This window comes from Anaerobacillus sp. ABD4_527 (genome assembly GCF_056160805.1).
In genome coordinates, this window is record NZ_JBSWXZ010000002.1 from 383,165 (window position 1) to 408,100 (window position 24,936).

The 24,936-nt window shown below is 44.1% G+C and carries 30 protein-coding genes and 1 pseudogene; 23 read left to right on the forward strand and 8 right to left on the reverse strand.

Features of this window, described 5'->3' with window-relative positions; genetic code table 11:
• Positions 1-42 precede the first annotated feature (42 nt).
• From ACXAHI_RS14165 to ACXAHI_RS14195, 7 genes are all read left to right on the forward strand, one after another.
• Positions 43-663, forward strand: coding sequence for an NUDIX hydrolase (locus ACXAHI_RS14165; RefSeq protein WP_474848868.1), 621 nt, complete (start codon positions 43-45; stop codon positions 661-663).
• 16 nt (positions 664-679) lie between these two features.
• Positions 680-1,243 (forward strand): GNAT family N-acetyltransferase, encoded by a 564-nt coding sequence (locus ACXAHI_RS14170; protein ID WP_474848870.1) that lies wholly within the window; start codon positions 680-682, stop codon positions 1,241-1,243.
• Between the two features lie 119 nt (positions 1,244-1,362).
• Positions 1,363-1,485 carry a hypothetical protein gene (locus ACXAHI_RS14175; protein ID WP_270181008.1) on the forward strand — a complete coding sequence of 41 codons (123 nt, stop codon included), beginning with the start codon at positions 1,363-1,365 and terminating at the stop codon, positions 1,483-1,485.
• 113 nt (positions 1,486-1,598) lie between these two features.
• Positions 1,599-2,357, forward strand: a complete 759-nt coding sequence (locus tag ACXAHI_RS14180; protein ID WP_474849896.1) for a MerR family transcriptional regulator — start codon at positions 1,599-1,601, stop codon at positions 2,355-2,357.
• 144 nt (positions 2,358-2,501) lie between these two features.
• Positions 2,502-3,923 (forward strand): alanine/glycine:cation symporter family protein, encoded by a 1,422-nt coding sequence (locus ACXAHI_RS14185; protein WP_474848872.1) that lies wholly within the window; start codon positions 2,502-2,504, stop codon positions 3,921-3,923.
• Positions 3,924-4,082: 159 nt separating this feature from the next.
• Positions 4,083-4,781, forward strand: coding sequence for an ABC transporter ATP-binding protein (locus ACXAHI_RS14190; RefSeq protein WP_474848874.1), 699 nt, complete (start codon positions 4,083-4,085; stop codon positions 4,779-4,781).
• Positions 4,778-5,923, forward strand: a complete 1,146-nt coding sequence (locus tag ACXAHI_RS14195; RefSeq protein WP_474848876.1) for an ABC transporter permease — start codon at positions 4,778-4,780, stop codon at positions 5,921-5,923. Before ACXAHI_RS14190 ends, ACXAHI_RS14195 begins: the two co-directional genes overlap by 4 nt.
• 86 nt (positions 5,924-6,009) lie before the next feature.
• Here ACXAHI_RS14195 and ACXAHI_RS14200 read toward each other — a convergent pair whose 3' ends face one another.
• The gene (locus ACXAHI_RS14200) at positions 6,010-7,476 is read right to left on the reverse strand and encodes a flavin monoamine oxidase family protein (protein ID WP_474848878.1); all 1,467 of its coding nucleotides are present in this window, start codon (positions 7,474-7,476) and stop codon (positions 6,010-6,012) included.
• A 197-nt stretch (positions 7,477-7,673) separates the two neighbouring features.
• Here ACXAHI_RS14200 and ACXAHI_RS14205 point away from each other — a divergent pair, with 197 nt between their 5' ends.
• The 3 genes from ACXAHI_RS14205 (at position 7,674) to ACXAHI_RS14215 (ending at position 9,319) form a co-directional block, all read left to right on the forward strand.
• Positions 7,674-8,300 (forward strand): sigma factor-like helix-turn-helix DNA-binding protein, encoded by a 627-nt coding sequence (locus tag ACXAHI_RS14205; protein WP_474848880.1) that lies wholly within the window; start codon positions 7,674-7,676, stop codon positions 8,298-8,300.
• Between the two features lie 16 nt (positions 8,301-8,316).
• The gene (gene clpP / locus ACXAHI_RS14210) at positions 8,317-8,898 is read left to right on the forward strand and encodes an ATP-dependent Clp endopeptidase proteolytic subunit ClpP (protein ID WP_474848882.1); all 582 of its coding nucleotides are present in this window, start codon (positions 8,317-8,319) and stop codon (positions 8,896-8,898) included.
• Positions 8,899-9,001: 103 nt separating this feature from the next.
• Positions 9,002-9,319 (forward strand): hypothetical protein, encoded by a 318-nt coding sequence (locus ACXAHI_RS14215; protein ID WP_474848885.1) that lies wholly within the window; start codon positions 9,002-9,004, stop codon positions 9,317-9,319.
• A gap of 35 nt (positions 9,320-9,354) precedes the next feature.
• Here ACXAHI_RS14215 and ACXAHI_RS14220 read toward each other — a convergent pair whose 3' ends face one another.
• Positions 9,355-10,314 (reverse strand): sodium:calcium antiporter, encoded by a 960-nt coding sequence (locus tag ACXAHI_RS14220; RefSeq protein ID WP_474848887.1) that lies wholly within the window; start codon positions 10,312-10,314, stop codon positions 9,355-9,357.
• Positions 10,315-10,757: 443 nt separating this feature from the next.
• Here ACXAHI_RS14220 and ACXAHI_RS14225 point away from each other — a divergent pair.
• Positions 10,758-11,195, forward strand: a pseudogene (locus ACXAHI_RS14225) (NUDIX domain-containing protein).
• Between the two features lie 224 nt (positions 11,196-11,419).
• The gene (locus tag ACXAHI_RS14230; RefSeq protein ID WP_474848889.1) at positions 11,420-12,805 is read left to right on the forward strand and encodes a PepSY-associated TM helix domain-containing protein; all 1,386 of its coding nucleotides are present in this window, start codon (positions 11,420-11,422) and stop codon (positions 12,803-12,805) included.
• Between the two features lie 31 nt (positions 12,806-12,836).
• Here the strand turns inward: ACXAHI_RS14230 and ACXAHI_RS14235 are convergent, their stop codons facing one another.
• On the reverse strand, positions 12,837-13,811 hold the full coding sequence (locus ACXAHI_RS14235) for a DMT family transporter (RefSeq protein ID WP_474848891.1): 975 nt from the start codon (positions 13,809-13,811) through the stop codon (positions 12,837-12,839).
• A gap of 93 nt (positions 13,812-13,904) precedes the next feature.
• Between ACXAHI_RS14235 and ACXAHI_RS14240 the strand changes: the two genes are divergently transcribed.
• Positions 13,905-14,486: a helix-turn-helix domain-containing protein gene (locus ACXAHI_RS14240; RefSeq protein ID WP_474848893.1), complete on the forward strand. Its 582-nt coding sequence runs from the start codon at positions 13,905-13,907 to the stop codon at positions 14,484-14,486.
• A gap of 23 nt (positions 14,487-14,509) precedes the next feature.
• On the opposite strand, the gene ACXAHI_RS14245 is transcribed toward ACXAHI_RS14240, so the two are convergent.
• Entirely contained in the window at positions 14,510-14,956 is a 447-nt protein-coding gene (locus ACXAHI_RS14245; RefSeq protein ID WP_474848895.1) for an RrF2 family transcriptional regulator, read from the reverse strand.
• Positions 14,957-15,148: 192 nt separating this feature from the next.
• On the opposite strand from ACXAHI_RS14245, the gene hmpA reads away from it, so the two are divergent.
• The 3 genes from hmpA (at position 15,149) to ACXAHI_RS14260 (ending at position 17,608) form a co-directional block, all read left to right on the forward strand.
• Positions 15,149-16,363 (forward strand): NO-inducible flavohemoprotein, encoded by a 1,215-nt coding sequence (hmpA, locus tag ACXAHI_RS14250; RefSeq protein WP_474848897.1) that lies wholly within the window; start codon positions 15,149-15,151, stop codon positions 16,361-16,363.
• A gap of 123 nt (positions 16,364-16,486) precedes the next feature.
• Positions 16,487-16,933: a pyridoxamine 5'-phosphate oxidase family protein gene (locus ACXAHI_RS14255; RefSeq protein WP_474848899.1), complete on the forward strand. Its 447-nt coding sequence runs from the start codon at positions 16,487-16,489 to the stop codon at positions 16,931-16,933.
• Positions 16,934-16,984: 51 nt separating this feature from the next.
• A complete protein-coding gene (locus ACXAHI_RS14260; protein WP_474848901.1) occupies positions 16,985-17,608 on the forward strand; it encodes an HAD family hydrolase in 624 nt (207 codons plus the stop codon).
• A 56-nt stretch (positions 17,609-17,664) separates the two neighbouring features.
• On the opposite strand, the gene ACXAHI_RS14265 is transcribed toward ACXAHI_RS14260, so the two are convergent.
• Positions 17,665-17,802: a hypothetical protein gene (locus ACXAHI_RS14265; protein WP_474848903.1), complete on the reverse strand. Its 138-nt coding sequence runs from the start codon at positions 17,800-17,802 to the stop codon at positions 17,665-17,667.
• A gap of 524 nt (positions 17,803-18,326) precedes the next feature.
• On the opposite strand from ACXAHI_RS14265, the gene ACXAHI_RS14270 reads away from it, so the two are divergent.
• The gene (locus ACXAHI_RS14270) at positions 18,327-19,601 is read left to right on the forward strand and encodes a histidine--tRNA ligase (RefSeq protein ID WP_474848905.1); all 1,275 of its coding nucleotides are present in this window, start codon (positions 18,327-18,329) and stop codon (positions 19,599-19,601) included.
• Between the two features lie 83 nt (positions 19,602-19,684).
• Positions 19,685-20,122, forward strand: a complete 438-nt coding sequence (locus ACXAHI_RS14275; RefSeq protein ID WP_474848907.1) for a cell wall hydrolase — start codon at positions 19,685-19,687, stop codon at positions 20,120-20,122.
• Positions 20,123-20,178: 56 nt separating this feature from the next.
• Here ACXAHI_RS14275 and ACXAHI_RS14280 read toward each other — a convergent pair whose 3' ends face one another.
• A complete protein-coding gene (locus ACXAHI_RS14280; protein ID WP_474813340.1) occupies positions 20,179-20,763 on the reverse strand; it encodes a cupin domain-containing protein in 585 nt (194 codons plus the stop codon).
• 170 nt (positions 20,764-20,933) lie between these two features.
• Positions 20,934-21,482: a hypothetical protein gene (locus tag ACXAHI_RS14285; RefSeq protein WP_474848909.1), complete on the reverse strand. Its 549-nt coding sequence runs from the start codon at positions 21,480-21,482 to the stop codon at positions 20,934-20,936.
• 209 nt (positions 21,483-21,691) lie between these two features.
• On the opposite strand from ACXAHI_RS14285, the gene ACXAHI_RS14290 reads away from it, so the two are divergent.
• The 5 genes from ACXAHI_RS14290 to ACXAHI_RS14310 all read left to right on the forward strand — a co-directional run bounded on the left by ACXAHI_RS14290 (position 21,692) and on the right by ACXAHI_RS14310 (position 24,511).
• The gene (locus tag ACXAHI_RS14290; protein WP_474848911.1) at positions 21,692-21,949 is read left to right on the forward strand and encodes a hypothetical protein; all 258 of its coding nucleotides are present in this window, start codon (positions 21,692-21,694) and stop codon (positions 21,947-21,949) included.
• Positions 21,950-22,130: 181 nt separating this feature from the next.
• Complete coding sequence (locus ACXAHI_RS14295) at positions 22,131-22,349, forward strand: DUF1659 domain-containing protein (protein WP_270181030.1); 219 nt, start codon at positions 22,131-22,133, stop codon at positions 22,347-22,349.
• Between the two features lie 37 nt (positions 22,350-22,386).
• Positions 22,387-22,602, forward strand: coding sequence for a DUF2922 domain-containing protein (locus tag ACXAHI_RS14300; RefSeq protein ID WP_474813335.1), 216 nt, complete (start codon positions 22,387-22,389; stop codon positions 22,600-22,602).
• 59 nt (positions 22,603-22,661) lie between these two features.
• The gene (locus ACXAHI_RS14305) at positions 22,662-22,811 is read left to right on the forward strand and encodes a YvrJ family protein (protein ID WP_270181032.1); all 150 of its coding nucleotides are present in this window, start codon (positions 22,662-22,664) and stop codon (positions 22,809-22,811) included.
• A gap of 1,148 nt (positions 22,812-23,959) precedes the next feature.
• A complete protein-coding gene (locus tag ACXAHI_RS14310) occupies positions 23,960-24,511 on the forward strand; it encodes a DUF3231 family protein (RefSeq protein ID WP_474848913.1) in 552 nt (183 codons plus the stop codon).
• A gap of 210 nt (positions 24,512-24,721) precedes the next feature.
• On the opposite strand, the gene ACXAHI_RS14315 is transcribed toward ACXAHI_RS14310, so the two are convergent.
• Positions 24,722-24,901: a hypothetical protein gene (locus ACXAHI_RS14315; RefSeq protein WP_474848915.1), complete on the reverse strand. Its 180-nt coding sequence runs from the start codon at positions 24,899-24,901 to the stop codon at positions 24,722-24,724.
• Between the last annotated feature and the right edge of the window lie 35 nt (positions 24,902-24,936).

Sequence of the window (24,936 nt, forward strand, 5' to 3'; positions counted from 1 at the left end):
TTTTAAAATGGAAGAGGTAGATGAAGTAAAAGGAGTTTACATATGGAACAAGAACAACTGAACATTTTTGACGAAAAACATAATCAAATCGGTGTGGCATCACGAAAAGAAGTACATGAAAAAGGCTATTGGCATAAGGCGTTTCATTGCTGGATTGTGAGTATAGAAGATGGGCGGCCGTTCGTTTATTTGCAGCTTCGTAGTCGAGAGAAGAAGGACTACCCTTATTTACTAGATATCACGGCTGCGGGTCACCTTTTATCGAATGAAACGGTGAAGGATGGCGTGAGAGAGGTGAAGGAAGAGATCGGGATCGATGTGGCGTTTCAGTCGCTGTTACCGCTTGGTGTCCTGAATTATTCTGTTCATCGGGGCGATTTCATAGATAAGGAGATTGCTCACGTGTTTCTCCACCGCGCGTCGCTAAGGTTCGAAGACTTTACGCTTCAAAAGGAAGAAGTGGCGGGAATGGTGAAAGTGGACCTCGATGAGTTTGCCGCGCTTTGGGAAGGGACTGCTGAGACAATTCAGGTGGAAGGATTTGAAATCGATCAAGAGGGGTGTAAACGGTTGATCAGCGAAAAAGTTGGGAAGAACAAATTCGTGCCACACGAGGATTCTTTTTATCAAGCGGTGATCGAGCGGATAAAAAATGAATGTTAGATCGGAGGTGTAAGTGATGAACAACGAGTTACCAACACTCGAAACGAAACGGTTGATGCTGAGAGAAGTGAAAACAGATGATGCTGAAGCGATGCTTGGTTATTTATCAGACCCAGATGTTGTGAAGCACATGGGGCTTGAACCGTTTCGGTCGATCGACGATGCGTTAGATGAGATTAACTGGTACAAATCCATACATAAAGAAGGTTCCGGAATGCGGTGGGGACTGGTACTGAAGGAATCGGATGAAATGATTGGCAGCTGTGGGTTTTTAAATCGTAGTCCGAGACACAAGCGGGCGGAGATAGGTTTTGAGCTAAATAAGAGTTACTGGGGAAAAGGGTTAGCGAGTGAAGCGCTGCATGCCGTTATGGCATTCGGTTTTCGAGAGCTCGAATTGGAACGGATCGAAGCGTTGATCGAGCTTGAAAATCGTTCATCTCAAAAGTTAGTTGAGAAGCAATGCTTTATGAGAGAAGGGTTATTGAGACACTATGAATATACGTGTGGAAAATTTGATGATCTGTATATGTATTCAATGCTGCGTGGGGAGTATGAGAATGGGGAAGAAGATGTTTAGCGACCGATGGCCATGATGTTTTAATTAAGTATGCGACTCTCGTAATGAGCAATTTTTACTGTTTCATTTTGAAATAATTGGGAATTAGACAGTAAGAACTCATTTATAGGAGGGTGCACGTGAAAATAATAAAAGCGTTCGCGGAAGGAAAAAAGTTTTTTCGATCTGTTATTATGGCAGGTATCGTCTGTTTTTTTCTAGTTGCTTTGATCGTAGCGTTTGTTCAGTTCCTTTTTAAATGAACTGGTGAAGCCGTATTCGGGAGTCGAATACGGCTTTCTTTTATGTTTTTAACTAATAGGAGAATATAGTGATAAAACCCATTGACCCTCACGTTACGTTATACACTATAGTGATGAGTAAGGAGGTGCTGGTCGAAATGAAAGTGAAAGAGGTAGCGGATCTTGTAGGAATCAGTGTTCGTACGCTTCATCATTATGATGAAATAGGGTTGTTAACGCCAGAGACGACTGAAGCAGGCTACCGGATTTATTCTGAACATGATTTAGAGACGCTGCAGCAGATTTTGTTCTTTAAGGAACTTGGGTTTTCTCTGAAGGAAGTTCAGCGAATTCTTGAGGACCCTGCCTTTGATCGGAAGGAGGCATTGGAGCTACAGCGGAGGATGCTTGTTGAAAAGCGCAGTCATGTGGATCGGATGATTACGACAATCGATAAAACGATAAAACAAATGATGGGAGAGGTCCAAATGACAAATGAGGAAAAGTTTGAGGGGATGAACTTTGATCATAACCCGTATGAAGAGGAGGCGCGCAGGCGCTGGGGTGATAAGAAGATCGATGAATCGAATAAGAAGGTGCGAGGAATGTCTAAAGAAGAGCAGCAAAATCTATCGGAGGGGTGGGATCGGATTTATACGAGACTTGCGAAGCTGCGTCACGGTGCACCTGATTCTGTGGAAGCACAGGAAGCGATTCATGAATGGTATGAGTTCTTGAAGAATTTTGGAGATTATTCTTATGAAGCGTTCCGCGGGCTAGGGCAAATGTACGTGGATGATGAGCGTTTCACGAAGAATATCGATAAATACGGTGAAGGGTTAGCGGAGTTTATGCGCGATGCGATGGCCGTTTATGCGGATCGAAAAGCCTGAATGAGAGGGGTGCTTGTCGTGGTGACAGGCACCCCTCACAATTCGTCGAAAAATGTATTGCATTCCCCGGAATTACTTGTATAATAAAAATATACAAATTTCTGAAAATTTAAAAAGAATTAACAAAAAGGGGCGAATGTGTAAATGGAAGGGTTTTTGAATGGGATTATCGATGCATCGAATGGCATTCTTTGGGGTTACGTACTCATTGCAGGGTTACTCGGTATAGGCATTTACTTTACGGTGGCTTCACGTTTTGTGCAATTTCGTTTCTTCGGAGAAATGATCCGGGTGATGTCTGAGAAACCGGAGTACAAAGATGGATCGAAAAATATCTCACCATTTAAATCTTTCTGTGTTGGAGCAGCGACTCGTATTGGTACTGGTAACTTAGCGGGGGTAGCAGTAGCAATCACGCTTGGTGGACCAGGTGCAATCTTTTGGATGTGGATCGTCGCTTTACTCGGAGGAGCAACAGCGTTTATTGAAAGTACATTAGCTCAGGTTTATAAGATCAAAGATTCAAAGGCGTTCCGAGGAGGACCAGCGTATTACATAGAAAAAGGGTTAAAGAAAAGATGGTTAGGAATCATATTCGCAGTTTTAATCGCAATTACGTTCGGACTCATTTTTAACTCCGTTCAAAGTAATACGATCGCATTAGCGTTTGAGAATGCGTTCGGCATGAACCGTATTATGGTAGGGGTTTTGATTACGGTTGTTACGGGTCTCGTTATTTTCGGAGGGGTACACCGTATTGCGAACTTATCGAGTATCATCGTTCCTGTAATGGCAGTGCTTTATCTTACGATTGCGATCATTGTGATGTTGATCAACATTACTGAACTTCCTGCCGTCATCGGATTGATCGTACAAAGTGCATTTGGTTTTGAGCAAGCTGTCGGTGGTGCGATCGGTGCAGCGATCATGAACGGTGTAAAACGTGGCTTGTTCTCGAACGAAGCTGGTATGGGTAGTGCGCCAAACGCTGCAGCTACTGCAACGACGTCACATCCGGCGAAGCAAGGTTTAATCCAGTCTCTAGGTGTATTCGTTGACACGATTCTTGTGTGTTCCGCAACAGCTTTCATCATCTTACTTGCTCCTCAGTTCCGTACAGGAGAAGTATCTGGAATCGAGTTGCTGCAAAACTCACTAAGCTCTCATATCGGTGGATGGGCAGCAATCTTCATCTCAGTCGCAATCTTCCTTTTTGCATTCAGCTCGATCATCGGTTCTTACTACTACGGCGAAACGAACATCGAGTTTATTAAAGAAAGTAAGTCAGCGATTCTTGGCTACCGTATCCTTACGATGGCATTCGTGATGATCGGATCGATTTCAAGTCTATCTCTTGTATGGAAGATGGCAGACTTGTTCATGGCACTGATGACGATCATCAACCTGATCGCGATCGGCATGCTGGCAAAAGTAGCCATGAAGGTACTGAAAGATTACGAGTTACAGCGTAAAGCAGGTAAGAATCCAGTGTTCAATCCTACAGCACTTGGTATTAAAGATACTGAGGCATGGGAGACGAAGCAGGAAGAAAAGAAGGTTGGTTAATTCGATAGTTTAGCGAAAGAGCCTGTTGTTTCAGGCTCTTTTTTTGTTTCGACATAAACCGGGGGGTACCAGGCACCAGGATAGAAAAGGCACCAGAAACGGGACTTGAATGCGAAACCTTCAGCTGTCAACAGTCGTACTAGTAAGTGAGGTGATACTATGCTGAACGTAGCGATTGAGAGTGCAGGATATCAGGATAATCGGAAGGCGGTTCGAAACATTGCATTTGACGTAGGTGCAGGGGAACTCGTTGGTCTTCTTGGTGGAAACGGTGCAGGAAAAAGTACAACGATAAAGGCATTACTTGGTCTATTGAAAGGGGGGAAAGGTAATGTTGAGATAAAAGACGGCGCTCGCTATGCATACATACCAGAACAACCCGTTCTATATGATTACTTAACATTTTATGAGCATCTTGAACTTGCCGCTGCTTCCTCTCTAGGAGGGGAAGAGTGGGAAAGAAGGGCGAAAGAGCTGATCGCATATTTCCGTATGGAGAAGGTGGTGGATGACTATCCGTCGAGTTTTTCAAAAGGGATGAAGCAAAAGGTCATGTTGATCACAGCGTTTATGTTAAAGGCAGATCTCTATATTATCGATGAGCCTTTTCTTGGACTTGATCCTCGTGCGACGAAAGATTTTCTTACGCTTATCGAGATGGAAAGAGAGAGGGGCGCAGGTATTTTAATGTGTACCCACGTCTTGGATACGGCTGAGCAAATCTGCGATCGGTTCATCCTTTTGAACGATGGAACGCTGTTGGCGCAAGGATCGCTGCATGATTTTCAGTTGAAGTCTGGAGAAAAAACGGGCTCATTGCTTGACTGCGTTGATACTCTGCTGGAGCAAGAGCGATGAAAGCTCTTTCGCTGTTAAAGAAAAGGATTAAAAGCGATTTTGATTATAAATATCGAGATCTTCGTACCGCGATCGACTGGACGGTCCTTCTGTATATCCTTATCCCAGCAATCGCAATCTTCATCGTGATGTATCGATCGTGGTGGATCGAAGCACCTGAGTGGACAGTGAGTGTGCCTGAGGAAGTCGCGTTGATCGGGTTATTTTTCTTTGCGACGACACTTTCCTTCAGAACATATGTAGAAGAGGCAGACCAAGTGTTCATTATGGGAAATACTGAGCTGATGGTCACATACAAAAAGTGGTATACGCTTTTTTCACTTTTAAGGACTGTCGGATGGGGGATCATTGGGTTAGGAGTTCTCCTCCCATTACTCATCGTAGGATGGGGATGGTCAGTTTCTGAGGTTACGAGTCTTGCTTCCTATATTCTTTTGATAAGTGTCATCGTGACGTTAGGAAAGCATCTTCTTCAAGTCACCATCTCAATCATATGGGTTAAGTGGGTGATGATTGGGTTACTAACCGCCATAGGAGTTGGAACGGTTCTCGTCTTACGTACCGTAATAGATTGGGAAGGTATTCTAGTATTCGTATGTGCTGTTCTCGCCGTTATCCTCTCTCTTCTCATTCGTATGTGCCTTACATTGAAGGGAACGTTCTTTCAAGATGTCATTCTTGAGAGAGGCTATAAACAGCACTTTACTAAGCTATTTCTAGGACCGAGCGGAAGTGTTTCTAAGCCGCTTATCGAGAGAAGAAGACCCCTACTTGTTAAGGGGAAATGGTTTAAAAAAGATGATCCGGTCTCACGTATTCTTGATCTGTACATAAAGTGGCTAGTTCGATCGTTTGATAAACTTCAGTTCTACCTGCAGGTTGTCGGCTGGAGCAACGTAGCGATCTATCTGTTGCCACTCGCGGTCAAATTCATCGTACTTGGTTTTGCTCTGTACGCGCTTACGAGTTTATCTCGTTCAGATTGGAAAGAGTTCAGTGATCATCAATACGGAAAATTGTTTCGATGGGATAAAGGTGTGCGAAGGGATGCAGAAGGGAAAGTAGTGAAGCTCATCAGTATGCCAGCCTTCTTCTTACTTTGTATCGTAACGGTTGGTGTGGTATGGATGCAGGTCATGTGAGTAAGGAAGTAAGCAAAGGGTTCCGAGTCAGCGCTGACTCGGAACCCTTGTTTCGACAGAAACCGGGTGGTACCAGGCACCATATCTCAACAGCTGTTGTTCACTTCATACGCTGCTCTTACTCCGGATTGGATGGCGCCTTCCATCCAGCCGTGGAAGGAGGAGGTGTGTTCGCCGGCAAAGTGAAGCTTTCCTTCTGGCTGTCTGATGATTTTCCCTAAATTTGTTTCCTGTCCTGGGACAAAGAGTGTAAAGCAACCGGCAGAGTATGGGTTCTCGCTCCAATTGAACGTAACGGAAGTCTTATATTCTGTGTAGACTTTGCTTCCGTAAATCTTAGCTAAGTCTTTCAGTACCATCTTAATGCGTTCCTCCTCGGACAAGCTTCCCCATAGTACTGCATCATTTCCCCAGCTATAGCTCGCCAACAACACACCAGAACCCGGCGAACCGATCGCGTGGCTTGGGATGTAGGTGAACCGGGTTGGCAAATCGCTGAGCGCATTTCCAACGTCGTCAGCTTCCCAGAACTTCCTTCCAAATTCAATGCCGATCTTAACAGCTGGTACGTTGACTAGTTCTCGGATTGCTTGCCATTTTTTGAACGAAATCGAATCGTAGGGGTATATATCGATGAATTGAATTAGAGGGAACGGCAACGTAATGATGGCCGCATCACCTTTATAGGTGAAACGTTGCCCAGTTAGTGGGTTCTCTGCTTGAACGCGTACACCCTTATCGTTTTGGACAATCTTCTCAACTTTACGATTGAAGTAAATATCTGACCGCAGTTCATTGAAGAAGGCGTACGGCAAACGATCATTCCCACCTTTTATCTCATAAAACTTTATCTCATTACCGAAGATCGGATAGATGATGTCGGTTAAAATGTCAGTAAAAGCAAAGTTAGGGAATCCTTCGATGCCAAGCATTACGGCAATGCTTCTTATGGCATTGAGAGAAAGAGGGCGTCCGAAGGGGTTGCTCCGTAAAAACCTTCCCATTGAGTAGGACCCATACTCCTTGATCAAGTTTTCCTTTTCTTCATCTGAGCTGTTTTTATAAAGGTCGATAAAAGGCTGTGTTGCCTCTAGAAAAAGCTCTGTTGCCGTTTTTCCTTTTTCATTTTCATCCACTGGGAACCTTAAAATATCTGGGTTTTCCTCGTATTCTTTCCGAGTCGTAAGGACATTGTTCACATAGATTAAATCATTTAGAGAAGCGTTTTTGAACGGATTAACAGGTAGTCTAAAACGCTTGATGTATTCAAACACGAGGGTATGATTATCAGGGATTCTCATCGCCCCAGCATCCATGTATTTGTTCTCTGAAAAAGGCTCGCGAATCGTGTAAACTCTCCCACCAATTCTGTTGTTGGCTTCAAGGATCGTGACGCGATGACCAGCCCTTTTTAATAATGAAGCCGAGACTAACCCTGACAAACCGGCCCCGATTATGATGATGTGTCGAGGAGGACAGGATTTCGGCAAACCGTTTCGAATAATGGATAGTAAATCATCAGGATACTTTAATGAAGAAAACGATTCTGTCACCACACCCACCTACCTTCCCACCAATATATATGAAAAGAATAGAATGGTTATGTTGTGAGAGAACCATATCTGTTGGCTGGCATAGGGGTATAGGGTGCGAGAGAATCGTTCGAACATGTAAAAAAGTTTTCTTCCCACCCATATCTTTTAATAAGGTTCATCCGTTATAGAAGTGAGAGGATAAAGGAGTGATGATGGTGGAAAATACATTTCCTTCTAAGGAGAACGGTAAGGAAAAGCAACTTGAGACCCTGCTGCCAAAGCTGTATGCGTACTGCACCTTTCTCACAAAAGACAAATGGCTTGGAGAAGACCTCGCTCACGATGCGATCGTAAAGGCTATTAAGACGTATGGAGGAGAGCTAACACCAGCCCTTTTGAAGAAAATTGCCTACCACGGTTGGATCGATCACATGAGAAAGGCAGAAAAGGAAACTCTTGTTTCAGACGAAGGGTTTGAGGGGCAGGCCACTGAAGAAAGCGATGTTGATCCTGAAATACTTGAGAAACTGTTAACGTTAACCGCAAAACAGCTCGTGACGTTCGTTTTAAAAGAAGCGTTTCAGTATAAAATTTCTGAGATCGCCGAGCTGTTAGAGATGTCAGAAACAGGTGTGAAGGCATTGTTGAATCGGGCTCGATCGAGAGTCCAAAAGGTGGAGGACCCTGCTGAACAAATTGTGTATGACACGGTGGTGTACCGGTCAATCGTGAAAGCGATTGCGATTCAAGATCCTGCCACATTCATCAAGCTGATTCCATCGCTTATTCCAAAGGCGTCACGCCCATCGTCACCTTCCATGATCCTCTCATTAGCAGCATAGCGAAGGAGGCAATAACGTGAATGCGATACCTTACGTAGTGGAACAGACGAATCGAGGTGAGCGGTCGTACGACATCTACTCACGTTTGTTAAAAGACCGCATCATCATGGTGAGTGAAGAAATCAACGATCATATGGCGAATAGCATCGTAGCTCAACTCTTATTTTTAGCTGCAGAAGATCCTGACAAAGACATCTCGCTCTACATCAACAGTCCAGGCGGCTCGACATCAGCGGGCTTCTCGATCTTAGATACGATGCAATACATCAAACCAGACGTCCAAACGATCTGTACGGGTTTGGCAGCTTCATTCGGAGCGATGCTGCTCCTGTCTGGGACAAAAGGGAAGCGGTTCGCTCTTCCGAACAGTGAAGTCATGATCCATCAGCCGCTCGGTGGCGCGAGGGGGCAAGCGACGGACCTTGAGATCTCCGCAAAACGAATCATCAAGCTTCGAAAGCACATCAACGAAATCATCGCCGATCGAACAGGTCAGCCGCTGAAAAAGGTTTCAGAAGACACGGACCGTGATTACTTCATGAGTGCAGAAGAAGCGAAAGAGTATGGTATCGTCGATGACATTTTGAAAAGGAAGTAACAGGAAGACAACAGCGCGCTGTTGTCTTTTTATTGTTATAAAAATGGCATGATTCTCCTGATCGATGAATAAGATAGGTACATCATCCAATAGGTTAAAGGGGTTGAGTACGATTTATTGGGTCTTATACGTCATCGTTTTTTTGATGCTGTTGTTTTTTACGAGAATCGAGTTTGCGCTGACCTTTCTAATCGGAGCTTTCTTTGCGATTCGGCATCTGCCACGTCGTGTTCGTGTAGCATCAGGCATGCTAAGTGAACAGGCGACTTCTCCCGTTCGAAAAGTTTCGAATGCCGAATATGAAGATGAGTTTGATTACTATGAGAACCACCCAGAGGAAGACAGAATCTATGAAGAACAAGGTTACGTACACGAGTCAATGCAGGAGGAAGTCGTTGAAGTAGGAAGTGATGAGCGGTAAAAAGCGTGCTGCCCACATGGACAGCACGCTTTTTATTAAAACAATACATATGAAATGACAACGTACATGAGAGCCATCGCGAGTGACGGGGCGGCATATCGCCACTGACTTAGGGTACGAGCTGGACGCACGAGTAGGTAGATGATCACGAGCGTCATGACGAGGCCGAGCCCTGCGATGAACATGTTCGACGTATCGACAGCAGCGAGAATCGGACCTTTTCGGTAAAGGATATCCGTTAACGCAAGGAGCTGGATGTTGAAAAGGTTGCTTCCTAGAATGGAACCGATCGCCATGTTATAGTTTGCTAGTTTAAAAGCAGCGAGTACTGTCACGAGCTCTGGTAATGATGTAGAAGCAGCGATGAGAAAGCTTCCGACGAAGCTCGCGTTCATGCCTGTTGCTTGTGCAAGACGGTCACCTGTAATCGATAGAAGACTACCAGAAGCAAAAACAACAACCGCTGCGATGATAAAGCCGACAACCGCTGTTCGAAGGGCGTAATCCTTCGTCGGAACCTCTTCTTGTTTCTCCTCATCACTTGAAATGAATTTCATACAAAGGACGTAAGCGAGAACGACGATAATCATTTCGATTCCAACTCCAAAGATCGAGATGGAGCCAGGAATCAAGAACGCTGCGATAATGATCGCGAAAAAGAGTAAACCGATGAGCGCTGATGGGACGTTCGCCTTCGTATCGATCTGTTGAAACAATCTTCTTCTTCGATAGATCAAGTCGACAACAGCGAGGATGAGTAGGTTAAACCCGTTACTGCCTAGCATGTTTCCGACCGCAATATCGGGGTTATCGATGTACACGGCGGTCAAACTCGTCGTTAACTCTGGAAGTGACGTTGCTCCTGCAATCAAGAACGTACCGACGACCGCACCGCTCAATGACGATTTCTTACTGATGACGTCACCGAACTGATTAAGATAAATAGCGGCAATGACAACAACTGCTGCTGCGAGTATAAAGGATAGGATTAGCATGGTGAACTCCTCTCTGCCAGTGCATACAAAAAGACCCTGGCACGTTTTGTACCAAGGTCTTGCGTACTAAAAGTTTAGCGTGATGGACCAGGTATCGAAATACCGTAATGGTGATCCACCAACCGTATCGGCCGCTACTCCCCTTGTTACTTTAACTATAGCTCGAACTGATTTCTAAGTCAATTTATAAGGGACAAAATGTACGTACGCCCTGCCGCAAAACACTTTCATCACCTCCCCATCCGTAGTAGACTAGTAGTGAACTGGAAAACTGCAGCTAGGGTTCCGCTATTCGATAGGACTGTGACCGAGGGCTGCATCTTTTACGAAAGTAGAAGGCACCTATTGACATAAAAGGTCCGAGGGGAAAGGTTCAGCGTATTTCGCATGCGCTGAAAACTTTCTCTTCGGGCCTTTTTTTATTTTGTAAGGAGGTTAATGAGATGAAAATCGATGCGTTAAAAGTAGGTGTAGCGGTGATTATTTTGAATGAGAACAATGACGTGCTGCTTCAAAAAAGGAAGGATGTTGGACTTTGGGGTATTCCTTCCGGGCATATCGAGATTGGAGAAACGGTTGCTGAGGCAGCGGTAAGAGAAGTGAAAGAAGAAACGAATTTAGATATCGCGGTTAAAAAGCTGATCGGCGTTTATTCGGAGCCGTCCTCATAAGTGTTTCATTACCCAGATGGAAAAGTCGTTCATTTTATTACAACGTGCTTTCTAGCTGAAATCATAGGTGGAGATCTCAGGTGCAATTCAGACGAATCACTCGATGTGAAGTTCTTTCAGGCATCTAAGCTGCCGGATGAACTTTTAACGATGCATCCGAGGTGGTTAGAAGATGCGCTTGAACAGAGAGAGGGTGCTTTTATTCGTTAGCAGGCTGACGAGGAAGAATACCGTAAAGGTGACTAAGTTGTGTCGTTTTTAGTTCATGGGACACCCGAATGATGGGGTGTTCTTTTTTTGTAACAAATCATGTGTGAGTGAGGGAAGGGGTTCGCTATTATTTTTAAATGTAGTGTCTCGTACACATCCGTTTGAGAGATTGGAACGTTATCTTAATAGTTAGTAAGAAAATAAACGTTAGGGGAGAAGGGACAATGTCATACTCTAATCAGCAGCAAGTCGATGTGCATCAAGCAAACGAACACAAACCTAGTAAACCGAAGAAACCCTCTTTCTACGCCACGCTTTGGCGATGGCATTTTTATGCGGGGCTCGTCTTTGCTCCGTTTCTGATCATTTTAGCGTTTAGTGGAGCTGTCTATTTGTTTAAACCACAGATTGAATCGTTTCTGTACAAAGATTTATATGAAGTAAAAACGACAGAAGCCGCACCGTTATCTGCATCAAAACAGGTAGAAAGCGTCTATGACGAATATCCGGATGCTACCATCACGTCGATGCTTTTTTCGGATGATCCGAACCGGACAACGAAGATGGGGCTTCTCGAAAACGGTGAGCAGACGTCCGTCTATGTGAATCCGTATAACGGAAGTATCGCAGGAACGATGAAAACAGAAGATGAGTTCACGGAAGTTTTTAAAAAACTTCATAGTGAGTTGATCGTTGGTGGAACGGTAGCCAACCGAATCATCGAGCTAGCAGCGTGCTGGACTATCATTTTGTTAGTAACGGGGTTATACCTGTGGTGGCCTAGGAATCGTTCATCGGTCTTCGGCACGGTACTACCGAGGCTTCGATCGAAAGGGCGAACGTTCTGGCGTGACGTTCATGCAGTGCCTGCGTTCTGGCTATCGATCTTCATCGTTATCTTAATTGCGACAGGACTTCCGTGGTCCGGCGTCATGGGAGAGCAGATCAACAAATTAGCGGTGGCTACGGATACAGGGTTCCCTGAAACAGAGACGCCGGTCGTAACAAAAGACGTTGCGACGGATGTGCCGTGGGCAGCTGAAAATATTCCTGTCCCAGTCTCGACGCTTAGTGAGGGCGGAACGCTTTCTGCTGATGAAGTGAGTCAGGTCGCAGATCAGAATGCCGTAGTAAAACCATATACGATATCGTTTCCTGAAGGAGAAGAAGGCGTCTACACGATTTCAAGTTCTCACACAAAACCAGGGGACAACACGATGCTTCACGTCGATCAGTATGATGGGACGGTTTTAACAGACGTTCGGTTCAGTGATTATGGCACCATGGCGAAAGGAATACTATACGGAATCGCTTTACATGAAGGGCGCTTATTTGGACTAGCAAACCAAATCATCGGGTTGATCGTCTGTATCGGTTTGATCGGGATCGTTTTGAGTTCGTTTGTGATGCTAAAGAAAAGGAAACCTGAAGGAAAGTTAGGCGCACCTAAGAAAACAGAAAGTAAAAAGGTGCAGCGCGTCGTCCTAGCGATCATGCTTGTATTTGGAATTCTGATGCCATTAGTCGGAATCTCCATCGTCGTTGTGTTCTTATTCGATCGGTACGTATTGCCGCTCATGCCGAAAGTACAGAAGTGGTTAGGAGCTTAACCTTAGAGGAAGAGGGTGCACCCTCTTCCTTTTATTGTGCCCTCGACGCTCTCGGCACCGCAACCGTACTCATCTTTTTCATATTAAACGTGTGAACAATGATTCCTAAGATGATGAACAGAACGCCTACTAAAGCGAGTCCAGTTGGGAGCGGACTTGTTAACAGGAGCGTCTCACCCATGATCACAAACAGAATCTGCGTCGATTGCGTGGCTTCCACTGTGGCGAGCTTTCCTTGGTGATGCTTCACGCGATTCGTTGCGATGAAGAATAGCGTTGTCGCGATGACGCCTGAACAGATCGCGACGATAAACGATTGTGTCACTTGACTCGTGCTCGGTAAGCCGACTTTGGCGACTGCAACCCCGCTAATAATCAACCAAAATGGCAAACTAGCGATCGTCATGCCTAGAATTCTCTGAAACGTATCGAGCTTTCCTTCACATAACTCCATCATCTTGCGGTTTCCGAGTGGATATGCGAACGCGGCTAAAATGACAGGACCGATCCCGATCATAATCTGAACGATTGTGAGCTCACTCGCTTTTTGCTGTTGAATCAAAAGGACTCCAATCAAGATGATCAGCGAAATGGCGAGTGATTTTGTTTGGATGCGGTGTCGTCGTTTCACGATGCCCTTGGCGGTTCGTTCTACTTTGAAAAAGAAAGGAGCGACGAGGATCCCACCGATAATCGTGAATTGCCATGTGCCTGCCACTAACCAGCCTGGTCCATATGTCGCTGCGTATGTTAGAGGGGCGTAGAAAAGGACGAAACCCACAAAACTCCACGTCAGCCATTTCCAAGGTTCTTTTTTTAGTTCGATAAAAACTTGTTTTCGATTGCTTCTCATCAGTACAATGAGGAATAGAAAGGGAACCATGAAGAGGAAACGGAGGGAAGAACTCCACATCCAGCTTCCACCTTCAAGTTCCATCGAACGGTTCAAGATAAATGTAACGGCAAAAAACATCGACGAAAGAATACCGAGGGCTATCTCTTTCAATAAAATCGCTCTTCTCTGTATAGTATAGTTAATGATATGTATATTATAGTATATGTAGTGAAATGTAAAATTGTTTGATGGTGAGGGTATCGTATGAGTGAAAAAAATAACTGGGGAGACCCTGAAAAATTATCGAAGCAAGTCGGGGCAACGCTACGATCGATTAGGAAGGAACGAAATCTTTCGTTATCAGATCTAGCAGAACGAACGGATGTTAGTAATCTAACGTTAGGGAAAATTGAAAGAGGGGAAGCGAATCCATCGTTAACGATCATCTGGAAGATTGCGAATGGACTAGCGATTCCGATCTCAACACTGCTCGTAGAAAAACAAGACGTCGTAATATCGAAGAAACATGAAGGACAGAAAGTACTTAGCGCAGATGAATCTTTAGTCCTTGAACCGATGTTCAACATGAAGGGATACGGTTCATTAGAAACGCATCGAGCGTTTCTTGAGCCGAACAGCGAGTACAATGCAGACGCCCATCAGCAAGGTGTGATCGAATACATCACTGTGATGGAAGGGCGTGTGAACGTGAGGGTCCAAGATGAGATCTATGAGTTAGAACGGTATGATTCGATCAAGTTTCAGGCTGATCAAGAGCATGCTTACATCAATCCAGACTCAGCTCGGGCCGTTCTACATTTCGTGATGATCTATACGCAGGCATAGAAAAAGCTGCCGATTCGGCAGCTTTATTCTCCTTTGTTGAGATCGAACAATTGTCGCAAGGTGTGATCATTCACGATAAGATCATCGAGCGTATAGCCATCGAGTACCTTAAAATACGCTTGCAGCGCGTCATTGAGCACATGCTTCAATTGACACGCAGGTGTGATGACGCACGTGTTCGTTTCTCGGTCAAAGCATTCGACTAGATGAAAATCTTCTTCCATGCTTCGTACGATCTCCCCAACGTTTATGTCTTTAGGGTGTTTTGCGAGTCGGAGTCCGCCGTACCTTCCTCGGATCGTTTCGATATACTTCTTCTTTCCGAGCTCATGAGCGACTTTCATTAAATGGTTTTTCGAGATATTGTAAGCATCTGCGATTTCCTGGATGCTCGCTAATTTATCATTCTTCATACTCCCAAGATAGATCAACATTCTTAATGAGTAATCCGTATAATTTCTTAAACGCACGATCGTTCATCCTCATTTCAGTCCACTTTCCCTTTATTTTAGCACATCTGCCATTATGAAAACTTCTGTAAGGTTTTAAACGAAATGTGAAAACTTTCGTAAAGATGTATTTTTTATATTGCTTTAAAAAGAGATCCCCTTTACCATAAAGATGTAAACAAAATACTTCTTTAAAATTATGGAGGTTTTCTTATGCTATCACCTAAAACGATTGCTACCATCAAATCGACTGTGCCTGTGTTGGAAGTCCACGGAAATGCCATCACGACACGTTTTTATGACATGCTTTTCACAAACCATCCTGAACTGTTAAACATCTTTAACCATGCGAACCAAAAGCAAGGACGTCAACAGCAAGCGTTAGCGAATGCCGTTTACGCAGCAGCGAAGCACATCGATCAGTTGGAATCGATCCTTCCTGTCGTAAAGCAAGTTGCGCATAAGCATCGAAGTCTTGGTGTGAAACCAGAACATTATCCAATTGTCGGGGAGTATTTATTAAAAGCGATAAAAGAAGTGCTCGGGGATGCGGCGACAGATGAGATTTTGAGCGCATGGGAAGAAGCGTACGGCGTTATCGCAAGTGTGTTTATCGACGTTGAGGAAGAAATGTATAAAGAAGCAGAGGCACAGGTAGGTGGCTGGCGTAACGATCGCACCTTCGTAGTTGAGCGTAAAGAGCAAGAGAGTGACGTGATCACCTCATTCTATTTAAAACCTGTTGAAGGCGGACCGCTCGCACCGTTCAAACCAGGGCAATACATCAGTGTCAAAGTAAACATTCCGGGAGATACTTACACACACATCCGTCAATATAGCCTTTCAGATGATCAGGGGAAACCGTACTACCGCATTTCTGTTAAAAAGGAAGAAAATCCTACGAAGCCTGATGGCATCGTTTCAAACTTTTTGCATGATGGGGTAAAAGAAGGCGATACGCTGAGCGTTACGGCACCAGCAGGAGACTTTTATTTAGAAGAAGGTACGAATCCAATCGTTCTATTGAGTGGTGGAGTAGGGATCACGCCACTAATGAGTATGGTGAAGGCTAGTGCAACACAGAACAGAAACACGACGTTCATTCATGCGGCGATCAATGGGAATGTTCACGCATTCGATAAGGAAGTGAGGGCACTGGATCACTCTGCTCTTGATTATTATACGTGCTATGAATCGCCTACGAGTGAAGATCGAAGGCTCGGATTGTTTAATAAAGAAGGCTATGTAACAGGTGAATGGATAAAAGAAATTCTTACGCTTGATCAGGATACACAGTATTATTTCTGCGGCCCATTAGCTTTTATGAAAGCGGTGAGGGAAGCTCTTGAATCGCTCGGTGTGAAAGAAGAACAAATGCATTATGAATTCTTCGGACCAGCAGTCGCACTCGAGCCATCGATTCATTAAAATGTTGTGAAGACATTTCCGTTAAGGTGGAAATGTCTTTTTCTTATTGTTGAGGGATAGTGGCTCGTTTGAAATAATTGTTTATAGACGGTCTTGAACCTACTACTTATAAAGGAGGGTACTATGAAAATCATCGATAGTAATGAAACGTTTGCGTTAAGAGAGTTGCTAGACAAACCATTATTCGCTCATCTATCAACATCATCTGAAAACGGACCAAGAGAATCACCAGTGTGGTTTCACTGGGAAAACGAGTGTTTATGGATGATTGGCAATCAGGGAAACACGTTCCCATTACGGCTCAAGGAAGAACCGAAGTGTGCGATTGGAATCGTTGATTTTGATCACAACACTGGGAAAGTATGGCACGCTGGTTTTAGAGGAAAAGCGACGGTCGAACCGTTCGATCATGCATTAGCGGAGCGCTTACTGTCAAAATACTTAGGTGGAAATAAAGAGGTTTGGGACCAAAGGTTTCAGCACCAGGATGAAGAGAATGTTTTGATTCGCTTCGTACCTGAAACAGTAGTGGTGAGAGATCAAACGTATGACACGAGTATTTCCAAATGAATCCATCTCCTATATACTCAACAACAAAGGCTTAGAGGGGAGTACTTACATATGGATAGTATCATCTTTGATCTAGACGGAACGATCTGGGATCCGATCGACACGGTGATCGATGCTTGGAATGAGAGTATCAGTCAAAATCCTCACACGGACAAACAGCTAACGCGTGAAGATTTCGAAAGGTCCATGGGACTGCAGATGGATGAGATCGGTAAAATGTTTTTTCCAGATGTTCGTGAAGAAGAAAGAGTACAGCTCATCGAAGCTTGCGGTAAGAATGAACTAGGTACGATCGCCGAAAAAGGTGGATCTCTTTATGAGAACGTTCCTGAGGTTCTCAAGGTTCTTGCTCAGTCGTACAAGCTTTATATCGTAAGCAACTGTCAGGATGGGTATATCGAGGTGTTTTATGACTATCATCAACTAGGTGAACACTTTATAGATTATGAAAATCCGGGTAGAACAGGGCTTTCGAAGGGTGAAAACATTATGTTGATCATGGAACGAAATAACCTTCATAATCCTGTTTATGTAGGCGATACGGAAGGGGACAGAAAGGCTGCCAGATTCGCCGGGATTCCTTTTGTTTATGCGAAGTATGGGTTTGGTCAAGTAAGTGAGTATGACGAATCGATCGAAAAGTTCGATGATCTTTTAACATTGTATGGGAAATAGATGGTTAAAATAAAAATAACCGCACTGCCTTTAAAAAGGTGCGGTTTCCAAGGTTGTTATCGTGTTGCAACCTTGATCGTAAACGATGGAAAGTTAGCTCTTTCTGCATAAGACGCAGCTTCTTTGTACGTACTGAAACAAACATCTAACGTGGTCCGGGCACCGTTGTCTTCGAGTACTGTGATCACCCACACACCGATCATCTCCGTAATCATTATTTCTTATTTTATTCAATAAGTATCCTCCATGTTCGGTGATTTTCGATAAAAATATACGTGTACAGACCAATTTTTTATGAAGGGACACGATGAATTGGCATGCTTCTTGTTTGAGAGTACGACAGCAATAAGCCGATTTTGTGAAAGGTGAAAAAGCGTGAAGAAAAGCCGTATGGACCGAAGAGCAGGTAAGAACGTGAAGCTGTTTTATGGCATCGTGCTCGTTTTGTTTTCCATCTTGATCGCAAGACTATTTTACATACAACTTTTGCATTGATTTTCCAGCACGGTTCTGATAATGTAATTTGAAATAGAGGAAAAGGTGTGAGTTCACATGGTCAACGAACGATTGTCATTCACACAACTTCATCATAACAACTAGCCTTGCTATTCGATTTTCTAAAAAGAAATCGCACATAGGAAGGCTATTCTTCATGAAACCGCATCGATTAAGTGACGAACTTAAATCGGTGCGGTTTTTTTATACTTTTTTAGGAGGAATGGATATGAAGAGCTTTCAAAATGTAAAAGGAACGCAGGATTTTTTGCCTAAGGATCAGAGGGTAAGAAGGGAGATCGTACGAACGCTTGAAGATTTGTTCATTCAATACGGATGCCAGCCGCTTGAGACGCCAATCTTGAATGAAACGAGCTTGATGGCTTCGAAGTACGCGGGTGGCGATGAGATTTTGGAGGAGATGTATCGATTATCGGATCGGGGGAAACGTGACCTTGCGCTGCGTTATGATCTTACGATTCCGTTCGCAAAAGTGGTGGCGATGAATCCATCGTTAAGCATGCCTTTTAAACGGTATGAGATCGGAAAGGTATTTCGAGACGGCCCCATCAAAGCGGGGAGGTTTAGGGAGTTCACGCAGTGCGATGTTGACATCGTTGGTGTTGATACACAGCTTGCTGAAGCAGAGTTGATGATGATGGGGTTAGAAGGCTATCGTCGATTAAACCTCGATGTGGTGATTCAGTACAACAATCGGAAGCTGTTGATCGGCATGCTGAACGTTCTCGGAACGCCGCGTGACAGGGTAAACGATGTAATTTTAACACTTGATAAGCTGCCGAAGATTGGTGTTGACGCTGTGGTGAAAGAGCTAGAAGACAAAGAAGTATCACCTCAACGTGTAACGGCGATCAAGCAGTTTCTTGAAGATGAGGGGAATACGGAGCTTTCTTATTTTGAACGGTTCAGTGAGTCTGAGAGCGTACTGAGAGAAGGGATTGAAGAGCTTAGGGAATTGCAATCTTATTTAACGTATCTTGGTATCGATGCGAAATGCGTCTTTAATCCTTTTTTAGCAAGAGGGTTGGATATTTACACGGGGACAATCTATGAAGTGTTTTTGAGGAGCGGCAGCGTAACATCGAGCATCGGAAGCGGGGGAAGGTATGATAATGCGGTCGCTGGCTTGATTGGACGTGATGAGCCACTTCCGACGGTCGGAATTTCTTTTGGACTCGACGTCATTTATACGGCGATGAAAGAGGAGGTTGAGGTAAAAGAAAGCGCGATCGAGTATGTGATTATCCCGATAAACACAGGGATGCAGGCGCTGAAGCTCGCGGAGGCTCTTAGGGACAAAGGAAATCGTGTTGAGGTTGATATGAGTGGACGGAAGGTAGGGAAAGCGATGAATAAAGCGAATCGAGAAGGCATTCCTTACGTGATCATCATCGGTGAAGAGGAAGTAAAAAATGGAACGTACAACGTGAAAAACATGGCAACGGGTGAGGAGGTCACAGAGCGGTTTGAATTTTGATTACGAGCCCATCGCTACTTTTCTTTAATGGATTAGTGACATCACCATGGGCATTCATCATACACTATCTTGGGGTGAGGAAAATGCCAAGAGTAAAGTACAAAGATTCAGATGTTGCCTTGATGGCAAGGATGATGAGAGCAGAAGCCGAAGGGGAAGGGAAACAGGGGATGCTCTATGTAGGAAACGTCATTGTCAATCGTGCGCAGGCCGATTGTTTGGATTTCCAGGGGTTACGAACCATTCCTCAGGTAATCTACCAGGTGCAGGGCGGCAACTATTCATTTGAAGCTGTTCAAAAAGGGAACGTTTTTTACAACCGAGCACGAGAATCCGAGAAACGATTAGCCAAACGGAACTTGGACTACTGGAGAGAACATCCTGGTAAATATGCGCTCTGGTACTTCAATCCTTATGGCCCTTGTCCTTCAACGTGGTACGGTCAACCGTTTTCTGGTCAATACAAAAACCACTGTTACTACGAGCCTGAAGGCGGCACGTGTGCGAGCGTTTATCGATAGGTGTTACTGTAACAAATAAACCATAGTGAGCGGACTCGCTCGCTATGGTTTTTCTGTTATTTTCGCTTTCTTGAGAGCGGAGGTGGCGGTCCGATGACGACTGCGCCAGCGCCTTCGATCGGCTCTAGCGCTGCCGCCATTTTCTTAGGCTCAATATTGTATGCTTGTTCGTAAACAGGAAGTGGCGTTTGCGTTAACATCGTAGAACCTTCCTGCGTTTGAAACTGATCGTTGTTAAAGAATAGTATCAGTTTCGTATCGTCAGAATCAGCTGAGATCCAGTGCCAGTAACCCATTGGGATGAACACCGTTTCGCCTGGTTTTGTTAGCTTGTACGTTTGTAGTTTATTGTTGTTAGGGTCAAGAATGCCAACGGTTGCTGAACCAGAAATAAGGTAGTCCAACTCCCATGCGTTTGGATGCCAGTGAGGTTCTCTAATAAACCCTTTCGACATATTCAGTTCTGCAACAGATCCGCCAATCATCGCGGGCATCTGGGTGGAAGATAAAAGATAGACGATGTTTTCTGGATCTCTTTCAAACAACACGCTATTGTTTATATCAAAAAACAAATTCGGTGTACCTTTTCCACCGACTAAATTTCGGTTATCGGTGATATACCCTGAAACGGGACTCGTCATATGATTTCCTCTTTTCATGTCAAACTTCTCTATTATCATATGTACGTAAATTTATTTGGACTAGTTAGGGGTCTAGTTTCTAGCGAACTATGTTTCTATCCTTATTTCGTTTGCCTCACCATAAGAGAGCTCACCCTTCTTGGATAAGCTCTCTTATACGTGGGAAGCGCTCATTGTTTTGAACTCTTGATGACCTTTGGTCTCTTGTATTTACTCTTTTTGGAGGAGCTATTTTGCAGCTGCTTCATTTGGAGCTTCTGAGCCAGGTCGGTTTGACCGTTCTCGCTTCGACCGTTCTTTGTTCGTTCCTTACTATTACTTGGAGCTACTTGAGCCTCTGGTGTTCGAATCGTTCCGCTACTCTCTCCAATAACACGAACCGTCTCAGATACCCGATCGATCGGTGCGTTCGAAGTTTCTTCTAACAGTGCAAAGTGAAACTCGTAGTTGCCAGGTTCTCTAAATGTACCGAGAATCGTTGCGCACGTATCCGGGTTAACGCCCTCAAACTCAAACGTACCAAGGCTATCGAACGTGATCGGTGTACCATCCATAAAGAATAAATCAATATTCTGGGCCTGATCGGGATTGCCCAATGAAACAAGGACGTTTGTATTTAACGTTGGATTACAGTCGATTGAGAATACACAGATAGACAAGATGTTTTGTACATCCGTATCGACGATAGAAGGATTTCTGACGACTAAATAAAGAGACAACCGAATTAACCACCTTTCATAATCTATCTTAAAGTATATGCAAACGGGCTTTTATTGGATTGGATGACTTGCGTCTATTTTTTGGGAAGTAGATAACGGTGGTGAGTTCGACACCATTCGGGGAGTGACAGGCACTCCGTTGGGAACTTTATGATGGGGTAAGACGTAGAAAAGGTAGAAGATCTTTAGTCAATCAGGAGGAAGCGCTTATGTTCACAACGATCATGTCAGTATTACTCGTAATCGTTCTTATTGCATCAATCGTTCTCGTCATAAAGAAACGAAGAAAGGCGGGGCAAACTGGATTGAAGAGTGCGCTAACACCGATTTGCTTCTTTTCAATCGCCATCATTAACTTGATCGGAATGTGGTTTGATTTTCTTGGAGTGTTCATATGGTCCCTAAACATCATCTTATTGATGGCAGGGGCATACTTTACGAAATATTCACTTGTACAAGAAAAATGAGTTACATAGCCAATAAATAAATATGAGGTGAAGAGGGTGTTATGAGATTGTCTCGTAACACCCTCTTTTACGTTCGACAGGATTCGGGGAGTGACAGGCACCCGAATCTTTTTTTTTGGACATGCCCCTTTTTGCGATTTCATTTCGATATATAGGGTGAAAGCGAAAGGAGGTGACACACATGGCAACAGCTTCTCTTAATAGCACGCAGCTTCGTATGGTACTCGATGTTGGAGTGGATGAGAAAGGTAAGACGATCTTTCGTAGCAAGAACTTCAACAACATCAAAGTTACAGCTTCGACGGACGCATTGTTCACCGTTGCAGCAGCGCTAGCGCCACTTCAACAGCACACGATGTTTGCGGTTGAGCGCAATGATTCTTCAGATCTACTAGGCTAGACCGCTATCCCACTAATTGAGAAAGGAGGTACCCGACATGGCAAAAACACTTGAACTTCAATTTCTTAACGCTGACAACAAGCCGTTCTCGATCTCACTTAGCGATCCGGTCGAGCCGGTAGATGCAGCAGCAATCTCCGCTGCGATGGACACATTGCTTCAGCAGAACATCTTCTCAACTAGCGGTGGTGATCTTGTATCAAAACGAGGCGCTAGAATCGTTGAACGTAACACGAGCGACGTGATCATCTAATCAACCTGAGAGAGCACATGCTCTCTCTTTTTCCAGTAGCTAAAAAAGGAGGGATTGTTATGGAGTCTTGGATGACACTGATCAGTGATGTTGGCTTTCCTGTCGTGGTGACGCTCTACTTGCTTCACCGCATCGAACAGAAGCTCGACACGCTGAACGATACGATTCTACAGCTGCCAGAGAACATCTCGTTACGTAACGATCACTAACCGGAGGATGGTGAGGGCTCCCTCACCACCTCAAACTTATACATATTGAACTACCAACTTCATAGTGAACAAGTCCTCGACCACTTCAAAAAAGCAGAATGGTGCGAGGTGTCTTTCGTAATGTCTTTTTTCTGAAAGCTGTTCAGAACGTGGAACCCCTAGTAACACGTTTAAAATCTAAACTTGACAGGTTAGCTGAAGCCGATGAAATAACTTTAGCGTTCCCGCAGAACACGCAGTTCCCGATTTCTGCGGCGGGAGACTATGGCGTGAACAGCCCTAATGGTTCGGTGAGGTAACCAGGCGTACTACGGTACGGGTAGCAGGGAGAAGACGACGCACATGGGACTGGTTTCATGTGTAGAAAGCTCTCTGTTGAAGGAATTCAAGCGTTCAAATCGGGTGATACGGTGGCCCCCTCAGGCAAACTCAGTACCATTCAGGACGTCTGCTTTTTCTACAGTACATTGTGCTGTAGAAAAGGTAGTCTTTCTCTGTCCAATGTTTCCTTATCAAATCTAGTTCATTCAGGTATTTGAAGAGCGGAAAGTCATGAGACATTGTAGAAATTGGTATGAGGTAGAGAGAAGAAAAGGACGAAAGTAATCGTTGGAGTACTGGAGGATAACGTGAAAGAAGCCGTATAAATGAGAAGCTCGTTTGGTAGTGTGAGAGGCCGAGTCAGATTTTAGATGGTTGAACGAAACTGAAGGTGTAGTGGAAATTAGGTCATTTACAATCGTGCCCGTGAATAAATCTTAGATCTCAGTACGATACCCACCAACAGGAAGTGTTACTTTGACTTGTAAAAATACATTTATATAGGAGTAATTCATGCTAAGAATCGTATTTCTATGCCTGTTTTATGTTGGAGAGATTGGAGGAACTGGAAGCTTCATTACCCTACGATCCTTCTAATGATGATGGGGGATTACTTGTATAACTTCCTAATGTATGACCATGACCTGTGGGTGTTACACTCATTTTTTGGAGGACATGCTATATGCCTACCCGATTTCAATAGCGATCGTGGTGTTTTTATTTTACATACTCAATATTCCTGTAAAGAAATGGAAGTGATTGAGAGAGTCTAGATGTTGGTATAGTTTTGAGGAGAAAGAACACATTAAGATACGGGAGGTGTAGACATGCTAAATCCTTTTGAGTCGCTTTGGCATACAATTAAATCGTCAGTTGATAACGTTAATGAACCAAAAACACCGTTACATACAGGAGAAGTTACGTCTTGTTGGGTTTATTACACAGCATTGAAAGAATTTATTCGATATGAGGAAGTAGGCCTGAATACGACTGACGACGACGAGGTGAGAGAAGTACTTATTGAGGGGAAGAAGTTATGTGAAGCGCAGGCAAAACAGATGGAAGAATTCATGAAAGAAGAAGGAATTCCACTGCCTACTTTACCTTCTCCAAAGCCTGAATCTAAAGGAAGTGCCATCCCTTTAGGAGCGAAATTAACCGACGATGAAATTACAAATGGCGTTTCAGTAAAGATTGCTGTTTTTATCATGGAGTGTGCAGCCGGGCAGTCTCAGGCCATTCGTAATGATGTAGGGTACATTTGGATTAAAAATCAGACAGAATTAATCGCATATGGAACCACGTTAAAAGCTTTAATGGCGAAAAGAGGGTGGCTACGAATACCACCATATTATTATCCTCCAGGTAGTCCTGAATAGTTTAACTAACTAAGGAAAGCGATTATTCTAAAAGAGTAGTCGTCTTTTTTCATTTATGAAGGATCAGGAGTACCCTAGGTAATTAAAAATATATGGTGCGTTCCTTTCACAGTGGCAATACATTCATTCACCAACGTAGACGATAGCTACTAAAAAAACGTACGGCCAGCGGCTACTGCCCCTGACCGATTTTTTGTTGCACGAATTAGCCTACATTTCACTTTCCTCTTTCCCATTCGCATACTTGTAAAGGATGATCCCAATTGTTATGACCATGCCGATGGCTTTGAAAAACGTATAGTCGAAGTCTTCTGTGAAAAAGTCAAAGATGATCGCACCTAAGAAGAAGATAGCAGCTAGGATAAAGACAATCAGTTTTGTCTTACTCATTTGCACACCACCTTGTTTTTTATCCATTACCCTCT